This is a genomic window from Burkholderia sp. E168m22 (genome assembly GCF_001319805.1).
In the GTDB taxonomy this organism is placed as follows: Bacteria; Pseudomonadota; Gammaproteobacteria; order Burkholderiales; family Burkholderiaceae; genus Burkholderia; species Burkholderia orbicola.
In genome coordinates this window covers 41,690-54,469 of the sequence record NZ_BBSK01000090.1, presented here as the reverse complement: position 1 = coordinate 54,469, position 12,780 = coordinate 41,690, and the positions used below count along the sequence as shown (strand labels likewise).

Here is a 12,780-nt window from a genome sequence, read left to right as displayed (position 1 = left end):
ACGCCGGCGCTGCGCAAGCAGTGGGAAGAGGAGCTGTCGGCGATGTGCCGCCGCATCGCGCGGATGCGCCAGTCGATCCACGACGGCCTGCGCGACCACGTGAGCGGCGAAGCGCTCACGCGCTACGTGAAGCAGCGCGGGATGTTCACGTACACGGGCCTGACCGAATCGCAGGTCGACGCGCTGCGCGAGGTGCACGGCGTGTACATCCTGCGTTCGGGCCGGATGTGCGTGGCAGGCCTGAACGACTCGAACGTGGGCATCGTCGCGGACGCGATCGGCAAGGTGCTGAAGAGCGGCGTTTGAGTGCAGCGCGCCCAGGCGCGCAACGGTTGAAAACCGGCTGTTTCCCGTCGCGGGAACAGCCGGTTTTTTGTTGGGCGGCCGTCATGTGGGCTGCCCGGCTGACGCCGGGGCAGGCGCGGCGGTACGATCACGGGATCGCATGCAACGCAGACGAATAAAGGAGCGACATGGGCATCCGGATCATCCAGCTCGGCACGCCGCGCGCGGCCGGCGAAGGCCTGCGGATCGGCACGGTGCGGCGGCCGCCGCGCGGCGTGCCGAAGGCGGAATTCGCGTCGCGCAACTACTATGATGTATGGTTGCCGACGCTGTCGCCGAGCCCCGAACTCGTCGCACAGGCGCAGGCCGCCGCAACCGATGCGGAATGGAAGGCGTTCAAGCGCCACTTCCGCGCGGAGATGGCGCATGGCGATCCGGCGAAGGTGCTGGACCTGCTGGCCGCGCTGTCGGCGACCACCGCGCTCTCGATCGGCTGCTACTGCGACGACGAACGCCATTGCCACCGCAGCGTGCTGCGTGAACTGCTCGCGGAGCGCGGCGCGGCGATCGAGCCCGACGCGAGCTGAAGCGGCGTCGCGCGGCCGCACCGTGATCGTGCGGTGCGGCGAACCGGTTGACGTGGGTCAAGCGCGCGGCCGCGCGCGCCACTATGCTCTCGTCATGGAGCCATCACGACGATGACAGGCCGACAGATGCACATTGTTTTCCCGTCCGAACCGCCGGAATACTGCGCGCGCGACCTGGTCGTCGCGTTTTCGGCGCTGGTCGACGGCCATTGCGTCCAGTGCGCGGTCACGGCCGAGGCGCTGGAAGATCATTTCGGCGCGCGGTCGCTGCTCGAGCGCGATCTGCTGAGCGCATTCGACGCGCACCGGTCGGCCATCGAGGCGATGGCACGGCGCATGCTCGAGGAAATCGGCGGCCGGCCGGTGCTGCTGCACAGCGGGCACTTCCGGCTCGGAGACTGATACCGCAGGAGGGCGCATGACACTGCAGGGCAACATTCACGAACGGGACTGGTCGGTCGAAGTGGAGACGCGCCCGTGCGAATCGGGCGAGTTCCGCTGCCGCGTGTCGGTCGAGCACGGCGCCGGCGCCGCGCGGTTTCATCATACGTTCGAGCACAGCCACGCGTATCCGACGGAGCGCGAGGCGATGATCGAAGGGCTGCGGGCCGGCATGACGTGGATCGAGATGAAGGCGTCGCAAACCTTCAACGTATGAACGGTCCCGCGCCAGCCGGGCGCGGGCAGACTATCGGCCGGCAGCGACCGGGCAAGGCGCGCCGCGCCACGGAAAACACGTGCCGCCTCATCATGACGCGGCCGGCACAGGCAAGGCGGTCGACGAGCGGGCGGCCCCGTCAGGAGACACGACATGGGCGTGGGCATGCAGATCGCCTGCCTCGGATTCACGGGTTCGGCAGCGGTCGAGGCCGAGGCCGGCGCGCAACTGGTGCGGCTCGAACGGTTTCGCACGTTGCTCGACGGCTGCCATCTCGCGATCGAAGCGCGCACGGTGGCCGATGGCGCGCGCCTCTACGATGTGCGGCTCGATCTGTCGATGCGCGACGCGGCGCCCAGGTCGCTGCCGCCGTGCGTCGGCGCCGACGTGGACGATACGCTGCGCCGCGCGTTCGCGCAGGCGGAACAGGCGCTGATCGCGTGGCAGTCGGGCGCCGCAGCGGTGGCGCTGCGCGACGCGGCGACCGGCGACGCGCTGCATTGATGCAGCGGCGGCCATCCGCCGCCGCGTGCCGGATTCAGACCCGCGCGAGCGCTTGCGCGTCAATGATGCGCACGCGCTTGCCGCGCGTTTCGACGAGCGCGTCGCGATGGAACCGCGAGAACATCCGGCTGACGGTTTCGAGCTTCATCCCGAGATAGCAGCCGATTTCCTCGCGCGTCATCCGCAGGTTGAATTCGGTCGCCGAATAGCCGCGCGCCTCGAACCGCGACGACAGGTTCAGCAGGAAATGCGCGACGCGCTGCTCGGCCGACATCGTGCCGAGCAACAGCATCTGGCTCGATTCGCGGACGATCTCACTGCTCAGCATCTGGTAGAGAAAGTGCTGCATCGGCTTCATCTCGCGGCACGCGGCTTCGAGCGCGCCGAACGGGATGATGCACACCACGCTGTCCTCCAGCGCGATCGCGTCGCAGCAGTGCTGGCCGCCGCCGATGCCGTCCATGCCGAGCGTTTCGCCGGCGATCTGGAAGCCCGTCACGTGCTCGCGGCCGTCGCGATGCATCATCACCGTCTTGAACGAACCCGCGCGCACCGCATAGATGCTCTGGAACGGATCGTCGGTGCGGAACAGCGCGTCGCCCTGGCGAACCTGCCGCGTCGTGCAGATGATCGCGTCGAGGCGGCCGTATTCGGCGGGGGTCAGGTGCGGCGGCAGGCACATCGAGCGCATCGCGCAGGCCGAACAGCGTGCGGCCGGATGCTTGGCGGCGTCGGCGCGCGCGACCGGGCGCAGGGCAATCGTTGGCCGGGGTACGACGGACACGTCGGCGGCGAAGGCGGTGGCGGTGGACATGAGGCGCTCCGGCTCGTCAGGGGCGGTGGCGGTGCGCGCGAGCGTGCACCAGGGATTCGATGACACGGCATGCGGCGTCGAATTCGACGGTCTTGTCGAAGAAGTAGTCGGCTCCCGCCGTCGCGCATGCCTCTCTGAATGCCGGCGCCGAGTGATTCGTCAGCACGATCGTGACGATGCGCGGCGCGGCCTTCGACAGCATCCCGATCAGGTCGAGACCGCTGCCGTCCGCGAGCCGCACGTCGACGATCACCACGTCCGCGCGACTGCTGCGGATATGCGTCCACGCGTCCTGGCCGTCTTCCGCTTCGCCCACCACGGCAACGCCGCGGATCGCGCCGACGAGCAGCGCGATCCGCTGGCGGACGGCAACCGCGTGATCGACGAGGAACACCCTGAGTGCGGCGGGTGACAGGCTGGCATTCATGCCGGCAGTATCGTGTTGCGCCGCCGAAATTGAAATCGGCCGAATTGGAACTTCGTGTAGGCCGCTTCGACGCGGTGTAGGGCGTTTCCTACACCGCGTACGGGAAATCGCCGCGGGCGATCCCGACAAGTGCGATGCCGCGCGGGGAGCGGCCGAACGGTGGCGCGTCCGGCTCAGCCGGCCTGGCGCGCGGCCAGCGCGTCGCGCGCGGTGCGGCACGCGGCCAGGTCCCATGCGGCGCAGCCGACGCTCTTGAACAGCAGCGGGCCGCCGCGGGAGAAGGTGCCGTTCAGCACGTCGGCGAGCGACGCGACGTGCTGCCAGTCCACCTGCGCGACGATCAGGTCGCCGGCTTCGTGGCGCGCACCGGCCGGATCGTCGACCACGAGCCGGCTGCCCCGCACCGTGCTGGCGTCGATCTCGGCGGCATCCGCGGTGAACGCGCCGACGCCGACCACGAGCCGGCCTGCGCGCGCGGCTTCGCGGTAGACGGGCGTGCGGCTCGTCGTCAGCGTGACGACCACGTCGATCGCGTCGGGTATCGCGTCGCCGTCGAGCGGCGCGAGCCGCGGCGCATGCGCGCGGTGGGCGGCGCAGAAGGCGGCCGCGCTGTCCGCGCTCGTGCCGCGCACCTGAAGGCGCGCGTCCGGAAAGATCGCCGCGAGCGCTTCCGCGTGATTGGCCGCCTGCTTGCCGGTGCCGATCAGCAGGATGTCGCGCGGCGCGGCGCCATGCAGCGCCTGGATGCCGAGCGCGGTGATCGCCGCCGTGCGGCGGCCGGTGACGGTCGGGCCGTCGAGCGCGAAGCGCATTTCTCCGGTGGTGGCGTCGTACGCGGTGACCTGGCCGAGAATCGTCGGCAACCCGCGCGCGCCGTTGCCGGGACACACGTTGACGAGCTTGTGGCTCGCCAGGTCGTGGGCGCTCGACGGCATCGACAGCATCACGCCGCCGCCTTGCAGCGGCACGACCAGGCGCTCGGGGCTGACGATGTCGCCCGCCGCATACTCGGCGACCGCTTGCCTGAGCGTGGCGAGCAACGCCGGATAGTCGAGCAGCGCGGCCGTGTCGGCCGCATCGAAAACGGGAATCGGGGAAAAGGCGGGCATCGTGTACGTCGCAGCGTCGGTGAGCGTGGACGGCGGACGCATGCCGCGCCCGCCACAGGTCTGCCGGATACCGTGACACCGGGCAGTGTGGATCGAATCTATACCACTTGCTGGCGCACGTGCAACCCAGAAAATAAAGCGCTTCGCGGATTTTGGTTCTAATATCTGGCCAGAAGGCTCGCCGCTGCCGCGCTGCCCGCGCGCTCCGGTATAGTGCGAACCCATTTCCAGATCCACGCCCGCGACCGGGCAGGAGCCATCCGATGATGTCCGCGCGTCCCGACACACACGAAGGCGGTTTCAGGCCACTGCAGATCTACGAGCAGGTAGCCGAAAAGATCCGCGACGAAATCCGCGCGGGGCGCTATGCGGCCGAGTCGCGGCTGCCGTCCGAGCGCGAACTCGCGGCACTGTTCCAGGTCGGCCGGCCGGCCGTGCGCGAGGCGCTCGGCGCGCTGCAGAACGAAGGGCTCGTGTTCACGAAGCGCAATTCGGGCACCTACGTCGTCGCGGCCCCGCTCGAGGTGCTGGCGCGGCGCGGCGACGCGCACGCGGCGTCGGAGGCCGACTTCAGCCCGACGTCGACGCTCGACGTGCGGCTGATCCTGGAGCCCGCGATCGCGCGCCTCGCGGCCGCCCATGGCCGCGCCGACCCCGGCGCCGAACGCTATCTCGCGCAGATGGAGACCATCACCGACGTCGACGATCCGCACCAGCGCGCGCTGTGGAACGAGAGCGACCGGCTGTTCCACCGGCAACTCGCGCTGATGACCGGCGACGCGCTGATCGTGAAGATCGCGGACGAAGTCGCGAAGACGATGGACCAGCCGCTGTGGAAGCGGCTGAAGGACGACGGCATCTACGACGCGGGCCGGATCAGGCTCTACGTGTCCGAGCATCGGCTGATCTACGAGGCGATCGTCTCCGGGGATGCCGATGCCGCTGCGTTCTATGTCGAACAGCACATCCGCCGCGTGCGGCGCGACATTGCGCCGAAATGACACGCCTGCGGATGCGATCGTTCTGGTACTCAATATGACCAAAATCCCGATCATTATTTTGAAATTGCTTGCGATGTGACCACGCGTGTCCTACATTGGTTTCACACAAAACCAATCAGGAGACATCATGCGACACCTCGTGACCGCGCTCTCGGTGGCTATTACCGCCGGCGCGCTGACTTCCGCGCACGCGCAGGAAGTCGTGATGATCGGCCATTCGGCGCCCCTCACGGGCCCGCAGGCCGCCAACGGCAAGGATAACGAAAACGGCGCGCGGCTCGCGGTCGAGGAGCTCAACAAGGCCGGCATCAAGGTCGCCGGCAAGACCGTCACCTTCAAACTGGTTTCCGAAGACGACCAGGCCGACCCGAAGGCCGGCGTGCAGGTCGCGCAGAACCTCGTCGACAAGGGCGTCGTTGCCGTGCTCGGGCCGTACAACTCGGGCGTCGCGATCCCCGCGTCGCGCGTGTATTCGACCGCCGGCGTGCCGATCCTGCCGGTCGCGTCGAACCCGGCACTGACGAAACAGGGCTTCAAGAACATCTTCCGGATCGGTGCGAGCGACGAGCAGCTCGGCGGCACGATGGCCACGTTCGCCGCGAAGACGCTGAACGCGAAAACCGCCGCCGTGATCGACGATCGCACCGCGTATGGGCAGGGCGTCGCCGAGCAGTTCATGAACGTCGCGAAGGCGAACGGCATCAAGATCGTCGACCAGGAATACACGAACTCGTCGGCCACCGATTTCCTCGGCATTCTCACCAAGATCAAGGCCGGCAACCCCGACGTGATCTTCCTCGGCGGCTATGCGGCGCAGGGCGCGCCGATGGCCAAGCAGATGAAGCAGCGGGGCTTGCGCGCGAAGCTGCTCGGCGGCGACGGCATCTGCTCGGCCGACATGGGCAAGGTCGCGGGCGACGCGGCGTCGATCGTCTACTGCGCGCAGGGCGGGGTCGCGCTCGAGAAGACGGCGGCCGGCCGCGAATTCCTGAAGAAGTACCACGACACCTATCACACCGATACGCAGGTCTACGGCGTCAATTACTACGACGGGATGAAGCTGCTCGCCGACGCGATGGTCAAGGCCGGCACGACCACCGACAAGGCGAAGCTGAGCGCGCAGCTCGCGAAGTCGAACTACGCGGGCGTCGCGGGCACCTATTCGTTCGACGCGAACGGCGACCTGAAAGGCGCGCCGACCACCGTCTACGTGATCCGCAACGGGCTGCCGGAACCGTACGCGAAGTAATTGCCCGACGGCCCACACGGCCCGTCACCGGACGGCGGCCCGGCCGCCGTCCTTCGTTTCAACGCATCCGATCGACCATGAAAATTTCCCGATCCCTGTCCACCGTCGAAGTGCACACCGGCGGCGAGGCGTTCCGCATCGTCACGAGCGGGCTGCCGCGCCTGCCCGGCGACACGATCGTCCAGCGTCGTGCGTGGCTCAAGGCGCACGCCGACGAGATCCGCCGCGCGCTGATGTTCGAACCGCGCGGCCACGCCGACATGTACGGCGGCTATCTGACCGAGCCGGTCTCGCCGAATGCCGATTTCGGCGTGATCTTCGTGCACAACGAAGGCTACAGCGACCATTGCGGCCACGGCGTGATCGCGTTGTCGACCGCGGCCGTCGAACTCGGCTGGGTGCAGCGCACCGTGCCGGAAACGCGGGTCGGCATCGACGCGCCGTGCGGCTTCATCGAGGCGTTCGTCCAGTGGGACGGCGAGCACGCGGGGCCGGTGCGTTTCGTCAACGTGCCGTCGTTCATCTGGCGACGCGACGTGTCGGTCGACACGCCATCGTTCGGCACCGTGACCGGCGACATCGCGTATGGCGGCGCGTTCTATTTCTATGTCGACGGCGCGCCGTTCGACCTGCCGGTGCGCGAATCCGCGGTCGAGAAGCTGATCCGCTTCGGCGCGGAAGTGAAGGCGGCCGCGAACGCGACCTATCCGGTCGTCCATCCGGAGATCCCGGAAATCAACCATATCTACGGCACGATCATCGCGAACGCGCCGCGCCATGCGGGCTCGACGCAGGCGAACTGCTGCGTGTTCGCGGATCGCGAAGTCGACCGCTCGCCGACCGGTTCCGGCACCGGCGGGCGCGTCGCGCAGCTCTACCAGCGCGGGCTGCTCGCGGCCGGCGACACGCTCGTCAACGAATCGATCGTCGGCACGGTCTTCAAGGGGCGCGTGCTGCGCGAAACGACGGTCGGCGACTTTCCGGCCGTGATCCCGGAAGTGGAAGGCAGTGCGCATATCTGCGGGTTCGCGAACTGGATCGTCGACGAACGCGATCCGCTCACGTACGGATTTCTCGTGCGCTGAGCCGCGGCCCCAGCCGCGCCGCTGTCGCGTCCCGTCGTGTCCCCGTCGCGCGGCGTTCAGGTTGTCGTACCAGGTTTGGCGCGTCGTTCCGGTTGCCGGGCACGCGCCTTTTTTGCGTGAGCGCCGTCGCGACACCGCACCACGTATGCCGGCGCAAGGCCGCAGCGGGCAGGCCGGCCGCGCGAGTTTGGTACGATGCAGCCTTTTCAGCCGAGCCCCACCCGCGTGAATCGCCGAAACGTGTCGTCAGTGCGTGCCTTGTGTGCCAGATGGGTCGCGCGCGCCCAATCCGCCGCGGCGGCCGCCGTCGCGCGAGCCGAGCCTCTCGCCGCCACCGCGTGGCACCATGTCCGCCACCCGACACGCCGTGGCGTGCTGCTCGCGGCCGCCGCCGTGCCGGCGCTGTTCGCGGCGTACGTGGTCGTGCTCATCCCGTTCACGCCGGGGATCGGCGACATCCGCAAGGCGCGCGTCGACCAGCCCGCGCAGGTGCTGTCGGCCGACGGCAAGCTGCTGGCCGAATTCAGGCCGTCGAACCGCGAATGGGTACCGCTCAAGCAGATTTCGCCGCGCATGGTCGACGCGCTGATCGCCACCGAGGATCACCGCTTCTACAAACACCACGGCCTCGACTGGAAACGCACGGCGTCGGCCGCGCTGCATACGTTCTCGGGCAGCCGCCAGGGCGGCTCGACGATCACGCAGCAGCTCGCGCGCAACCTGTATCCGGACGAGATCGGCCGCGCGCCGACGCTCACGCGCAAGGTGAAGGAGGCGATCACCGCGCTGAAGATCGAGGCCGTCTACAGCAAGGACCAGATCCTCGAGACCTATCTGAACACGGTGCCGTTCCTGTACAACGCGTACGGCGTCGAGATGGCCGCGCGCACCTATTTCGACAAGTCGGCCGACGAACTCGACGTGCTCGACAGCGCGACGCTCGTCGGGATGCTGAAGGGCAACAGCTACTACAACCCGGTGCTGAACCCCGAACGCGCGCTGCAGCGGCGCAACACGGTGCTCGGCCAGATGGTGAAGTACGGCAAGCTGTCGCCGGCGCAGTTCGCGCAGTTGCAGCGCCGCCCGCTGCGCATCGACTTCGAGCGCCAGAAGGAGCCGCCCGGGCCGGCGCCGCATTTCGCGCAGCAGTTGCGCAAATGGCTGATCGCGTGGGCCGACCGCAACGACTACAACATCTACTCGGACGGGCTGATCGTACGCACGACGATCGACTCGCGGCTCCAGCAGATGGCGACGCAGGCGCTCACGCTGCAGGGCAATCAGTTGCAGGGCATCGCGAACAACGCGTGGAGCGGCCGCGACGGCTGCGGCACCGACAACGAGGTGTTCCGCACCTTCATGCGCGAATCGCCCGAGTACAAGGCCGCGCAGGACGCCGGCAAGGACGACGCGGCGGCGATGAAGATGCTCGCGGCCGACCGCGGCTTCCTGCGCGCGCTGTGCAAGGCGAAGACCGACGTGCAGGCCGGCTTCCTCGCGATCGATCCGCGTGACGGGCAGATCCGCGCGTGGGTCGGCAGCCGCGACTTCACCCGCGAGCCGTTCGACCACGTCGCGCAGGCGCGGCGCCAGCCGGGCTCGACGTTCAAGCCGTTCGTCTATGGCGCCGCATTCGCGAACGGGATGAAGCCGGAGGATACGTTCATCGATCAACCGGTCGAGATCCCGCTGAAGGGCGGCGAGATCTGGCGGCCGAACGACGACGTGCCGCCGACCGGCAAACCGATGACGCTGCGCGACGCCGTCGCGCTGTCGCGCAACCGGATCACCGCGCAGGTGATGGAGAAGGTCGGGCCGGGCGCCGTCGCGCGGCTGGCGCGCGACATGGGCGTGCGCGAAAGCCCGCTCGAACGCGTGCCGTCGCTCGCGCTCGGCACGAGCCCGGTCACGCTGAAGGAAATGGTCGCGTCGTACGCGACGATCGCGAACGGCGGGCTGTACGTCGAGCCGCAGATGGTGACGCGTATCGAGAACCGCCAGGGCGAGGTGCTCGCCGAATACGCACCGGCGCCGCCCGAGCGTGCGCTCGATGCCGAAACCGACAAGACGCTGCTCGACGTGATGCGCGATGTCGTGACGCGCGGCACGGGCGGCAGCATCCGCACGCGCTTCGGCATCCACGGCGACGTGGCCGGCAAGACCGGCACGACGCAGGACAACGCGGACGGCTGGTTCATCCTGATGCAGCCGGGCCTCGTCGCCGGCGCGTGGGTCGGGTTCGACGACGGCCGCGTGACGCTGCGCAGCGATTACTGGGGGCAGGGCGCGCACAGCGCGCTGCCGATCGTCGGCGATTTCTTCCAGCGCGCGCAGCGCGCCCGGATCGTCGATACCAAGGCGAAATTCGATACCGAGCCGTCGCCGGGCTGGTTCGGGTCGCTGCGCGAGCGCGTGACCGACCTGTTCGACACGTGGTTCCCGCCCGAGGCAAAGAAGGCGCCCGCGCCGGTCAGGACGCAGCGTATCGAGCGTCCGGCCGAGACCGACGAGGGCGCGGCGTCGGCTGCCTCGGCGCCGGATGCCGCCTCCGGCGGGATCGTCGAGGAATGGGTGCCGGCGTCGGAAGTGGCCGCATCGGCCGCGGGGCTGTCGTCGGGCGCGTCGCAGCCGCAGTTTGCGCCGCCGCCGGCGGGCGCCAGTGCGGCGAGCGCAAGCAGCGCCGGTATCGGCGTCGCCCCTTCGGCCGTGCCGGTGCCGCCGCCGGTGTCGGTACCGGCCACCCCTGACGCGACCGGCGCTTCGCAGTAACGAAGCCGTTCAGATTCCGCGCGATGCTGCCGTAATCAAGTTGTCACGACAGCGCGCGCGGTTGCTCCGCGCTTCTCCGATGCGGCTTTCAACCGACTCCGTCGCGCTCGCGCGCGACGACCTTTCCGCGGGTGTCCCGCTCGGCTTCGACCTCTACGACGCCGACGGCGCCGCGCTGCTGCCGGCTGGCACGACGCTGCGCGATGCCGCGCAGCACGCTTTCCTGTTCGACCATTTCCGCCCCGTGCGCCGCCGTGAGGACGCCGACACCGATCCGCACGGGTCCGAGGCGACCGCGCCCGCCATGCGCATGGGCTTGTCGGCGGGCGCCGCGATCGGCATTCGCCGCCGGGTCGGCACGACGCGCGCGCTGCAACGGTGCCGGTTGATCGGCGTCGGCGCGTCGGGGGCGCTGTTCGTCGAGCCGCAGCCCGCCGCCGTGCTCGAGTTCGCACGCGGCGACGACGTCGAAGCAGTGGCAATCGGCCGTGCCGCGGTGTCCCGTTTCGGCGCGACGGTCGAATCGGTGCTGGCGTCGGGCGCCGCGCCGTTCATGATCCTGTCGCCGCCCGGGTTCGTCGACCGGCTGCGCACGCGCGCCGAGCCGCGCGTGCCGGTGCGCATCGCGGCCTGCTGCAACGGCGGAGCGCAGGGGGCGGACGGCATCGGGTTGGTGCACGACATCAGCCTGAGCGGGCTGTCGATCGCCGTCGACCGGCCGATCGCGGCAACCGGCGAGCCGTTGCGCGTGCTGCTACCGTACGAAACCGGCGGCCGCGTCGAGCAGTTGGCGCTCGATGGCACCGTGCGGGCCGTGCATGCCGACCCGGCGGGTCCGGCGCTGACGCTGCATCATGCGGCGTTCGACGACCTCGATGCCGACGACCTGATTCGCCTCAAGGCGTTGCTGTTCGACAGGCAGATGGCGTCGGCGGATAGCGATCGCCTGCGCTGACGCGCGGCCGAGCGCGCCGGATACCGAATCGCGGCATTCGGCACATGCGCGGCGATAATCATCTGACGAATCGACTTATTCCCGGGCGATTGTACGGTTTCGGTCAACAGTGAATTTGCGATTTAAGTATTTACCCTGATAGTCGCGCCTCCTAGACTTCTACTCATGCGCAACGACCTCGAGTCCGAAGCGCCTGACAAAACAATCCTGGAGGTAACGCATCATGAAATCGCTGATCAAGGCAGTTGCACTGGCCGCGCTGGTGGCCGCACCGGTCGTCTCGTTCGCCCAATCGAACCAGCAGCCGCTGACGCGCGCGCAAGTGCGCGCCGAGCTGGTCCAGCTCGAAAAGGCCGGCTACAACCCGAACGACTGGATCAACTATCCGGAGAACATCCAGGCCGCCCAGGCCAAGATCGCCGCCGCGCAGAACGCCGGTGCGCAAGCCGACGCAACCGGCTACGGTTCGAACCCGGTCGCGACGTCGCAGTCGGGCCAGCGCGCGGTCGTGCCGGCTGTCAATGACCGCTCGTCGGTGTACTTCGGCCACTAAGCCCTTCGTGGTTCCGCGGCTCTCGGGGCCGCGGCTGACGCCATAACGAGAAAGCCCGCACGCGTATCGTGCGGGCTTTTTTGCGTCTTCTTCATCGAGTGGCCCGGCGCACGAATTCCAGCGGCCGAACCGGTCGCGGAGAGTCTGCCGCGTGCATGACGACACGCCGGATGCAGGCCTGAGCTGGTTCAACGGCACCTTGCCGTGAACGATCACGCCGCTCGCAGTACCGCACCCGCTGACAATCCGTCGCGCGTGCGCTAGCATCGCGGTCGATGTCGCCGCGGCAGCGCGGCCAATGCACACGGGGCGCAGCAGGGCGCCGGGTTCCACACTTCAACGAACAACAAGGAGCATCCATGCGTGTCTTGACTGGTCTGCTGGGCTCGCTGGCGCTGGTGGCGAGCGTCGCCCATGCGCAGGCGAATTGTGCGGACGCGACGGATCAGGCGACGATGACGGCGTGTGCCGATCGCGCATACAAGAAATCCGACGGAGAGCTGAACCGAACCTACCAGGCCGTCACGGGCCGCCTGCGCGGTGCGCCGCCGCTCGCCGACAAGCTCGTGAATGCGCAGCGCGCGTGGATCGCGTACCGCGACGCCGAATGCCATTTCTCGAGCGCGAATGCCGAGGGCGGCAGTGCGTACCCGATGGTCGTATCGACCTGTCTCGACGATCTGACGAAAGCACGCACGGAAACGCTGAAGGGCTATCTGTCCTGCGAGGAGGGCGACCTCGCGTGCCCGGTGCCCGCGAAGTAACCATTCGGACACGGGCGCGG

15 protein-coding genes are annotated in these 12,780 nt (G+C 68.6%); 12 read left to right on the top strand and 3 right to left on the bottom strand.

Translation table 11 applies throughout. The features are described from left to right. From AP428_RS20460 to AP428_RS20440, 5 genes are all read left to right on the top strand, one after another. On the top strand, positions 1-306 hold a 306-nt coding region (locus tag AP428_RS20460), incomplete at its 5' end, for an aminotransferase class I/II-fold pyridoxal phosphate-dependent enzyme (protein WP_156349340.1). Between the two features lie 167 nt (positions 307-473). Beyond that, on the top strand, positions 474-872 hold the full coding sequence (locus AP428_RS20455; protein WP_027808701.1) for a DUF488 domain-containing protein: 399 nt from the start codon (positions 474-476) through the stop codon (positions 870-872). A 111-nt stretch (positions 873-983) separates the two neighbouring features. Next, positions 984-1,274, top strand: a complete 291-nt coding sequence (locus AP428_RS20450; RefSeq protein WP_006479067.1) for a DUF1488 domain-containing protein — start codon at positions 984-986, stop codon at positions 1,272-1,274. 16 nt (positions 1,275-1,290) lie between these two features. Beyond that, a complete protein-coding gene (locus tag AP428_RS20445) occupies positions 1,291-1,530 on the top strand; it encodes a hypothetical protein (RefSeq protein ID WP_006479066.1) in 240 nt (79 codons plus the stop codon). 153 nt (positions 1,531-1,683) lie between these two features. Further along, positions 1,684-2,034: a hypothetical protein gene (locus AP428_RS20440; RefSeq protein WP_011547740.1), complete on the top strand. Its 351-nt coding sequence runs from the start codon at positions 1,684-1,686 to the stop codon at positions 2,032-2,034. Between the two features lie 34 nt (positions 2,035-2,068). Here the strand turns inward: AP428_RS20440 and AP428_RS20435 are convergent, their stop codons facing one another. The 3 genes from AP428_RS20435 to lhpI all read right to left on the bottom strand — a co-directional run bounded on the left by AP428_RS20435 (position 2,069) and on the right by lhpI (position 4,384). Next, positions 2,069-2,848 (bottom strand): helix-turn-helix domain-containing protein, encoded by a 780-nt coding sequence (locus AP428_RS20435; protein WP_006479064.1) that lies wholly within the window; start codon positions 2,846-2,848, stop codon positions 2,069-2,071. A gap of 16 nt (positions 2,849-2,864) precedes the next feature. Next, entirely contained in the window at positions 2,865-3,275 is a 411-nt protein-coding gene (locus tag AP428_RS20430; RefSeq protein ID WP_006479063.1) for a response regulator transcription factor, read from the bottom strand. A gap of 173 nt (positions 3,276-3,448) precedes the next feature. Continuing rightward, on the bottom strand, positions 3,449-4,384 hold the full coding sequence (lhpI, locus tag AP428_RS20425; RefSeq protein WP_041489483.1) for a bifunctional Delta(1)-pyrroline-2-carboxylate/Delta(1)-piperideine-2-carboxylate reductase: 936 nt from the start codon (positions 4,382-4,384) through the stop codon (positions 3,449-3,451). A gap of 263 nt (positions 4,385-4,647) precedes the next feature. On the opposite strand from lhpI, the gene AP428_RS20420 reads away from it, so the two are divergent. From AP428_RS20420 to AP428_RS20390, 7 genes are all read left to right on the top strand, one after another. Continuing rightward, entirely contained in the window at positions 4,648-5,385 is a 738-nt protein-coding gene (locus AP428_RS20420) for a FadR/GntR family transcriptional regulator (RefSeq protein WP_011547738.1), read from the top strand. Between the two features lie 127 nt (positions 5,386-5,512). After that, positions 5,513-6,634, top strand: coding sequence for a branched-chain amino acid ABC transporter substrate-binding protein (locus AP428_RS20415; protein WP_011547737.1), 1,122 nt, complete (start codon positions 5,513-5,515; stop codon positions 6,632-6,634). A gap of 77 nt (positions 6,635-6,711) precedes the next feature. Beyond that, a complete protein-coding gene (lhpH, locus tag AP428_RS20410) occupies positions 6,712-7,719 on the top strand; it encodes a trans-3-hydroxy-L-proline dehydratase (protein ID WP_011547736.1) in 1,008 nt (335 codons plus the stop codon). Positions 7,720-7,914: 195 nt separating this feature from the next. After that, positions 7,915-10,488 (top strand): penicillin-binding protein 1A, encoded by a 2,574-nt coding sequence (locus tag AP428_RS20405; RefSeq protein WP_011547735.1) that lies wholly within the window; start codon positions 7,915-7,917, stop codon positions 10,486-10,488. A 79-nt stretch (positions 10,489-10,567) separates the two neighbouring features. Continuing rightward, complete coding sequence (locus AP428_RS20400) at positions 10,568-11,443, top strand: PilZ domain-containing protein (RefSeq protein WP_011694734.1); 876 nt, start codon at positions 10,568-10,570, stop codon at positions 11,441-11,443. A 223-nt stretch (positions 11,444-11,666) separates the two neighbouring features. Then, positions 11,667-11,996 (top strand): DUF4148 domain-containing protein, encoded by a 330-nt coding sequence (locus AP428_RS20395; RefSeq protein WP_011547733.1) that lies wholly within the window; start codon positions 11,667-11,669, stop codon positions 11,994-11,996. Positions 11,997-12,355: 359 nt separating this feature from the next. Continuing rightward, positions 12,356-12,760: a lysozyme inhibitor LprI family protein gene (locus AP428_RS20390; RefSeq protein ID WP_011547732.1), complete on the top strand. Its 405-nt coding sequence runs from the start codon at positions 12,356-12,358 to the stop codon at positions 12,758-12,760. Positions 12,761-12,780 lie beyond the last annotated feature (20 nt).

Bases quoted from the DNA above. Each gene is read 5' to 3' on its own strand.
- AP428_RS20455 (WP_027808701.1), top strand. From the start codon at position 474: ATGGGCATCCGGATCATCCAGCTCGGCACGCCGCGCGCGGCCGGCGAA.
- AP428_RS20450 (WP_006479067.1), top strand. From the start codon at position 984: ATGACAGGCCGACAGATGCACATTGTTTTCCCGTCCGAACCGCCGGAA.
- AP428_RS20445 (WP_006479066.1), top strand. From the start codon at position 1,291: ATGACACTGCAGGGCAACATTCACGAACGGGACTGGTCGGTCGAAGTG.
- AP428_RS20440 (WP_011547740.1), top strand. From the start codon at position 1,684: ATGGGCGTGGGCATGCAGATCGCCTGCCTCGGATTCACGGGTTCGGCA.
- AP428_RS20435 (WP_006479064.1), bottom strand. From the start codon at position 2,848: ATGTCCACCGCCACCGCCTTCGCCGCCGACGTGTCCGTCGTACCCCGG.
- AP428_RS20430 (WP_006479063.1), bottom strand. From the start codon at position 3,275: ATGAATGCCAGCCTGTCACCCGCCGCACTCAGGGTGTTCCTCGTCGAT.
- lhpI (WP_041489483.1), bottom strand. From the start codon at position 4,384: ATGCCCGCCTTTTCCCCGATTCCCGTTTTCGATGCGGCCGACACGGCC.
- AP428_RS20420 (WP_011547738.1), top strand. From the start codon at position 4,648: ATGATGTCCGCGCGTCCCGACACACACGAAGGCGGTTTCAGGCCACTG.
- AP428_RS20415 (WP_011547737.1), top strand. From the start codon at position 5,513: ATGCGACACCTCGTGACCGCGCTCTCGGTGGCTATTACCGCCGGCGCG.
- lhpH (WP_011547736.1), top strand. From the start codon at position 6,712: ATGAAAATTTCCCGATCCCTGTCCACCGTCGAAGTGCACACCGGCGGC.
- AP428_RS20405 (WP_011547735.1), top strand. From the start codon at position 7,915: ATGCAGCCTTTTCAGCCGAGCCCCACCCGCGTGAATCGCCGAAACGTG.
- AP428_RS20400 (WP_011694734.1), top strand. From the start codon at position 10,568: ATGCGGCTTTCAACCGACTCCGTCGCGCTCGCGCGCGACGACCTTTCC.
- AP428_RS20395 (WP_011547733.1), top strand. From the start codon at position 11,667: ATGAAATCGCTGATCAAGGCAGTTGCACTGGCCGCGCTGGTGGCCGCA.
- AP428_RS20390 (WP_011547732.1), top strand. From the start codon at position 12,356: ATGCGTGTCTTGACTGGTCTGCTGGGCTCGCTGGCGCTGGTGGCGAGC.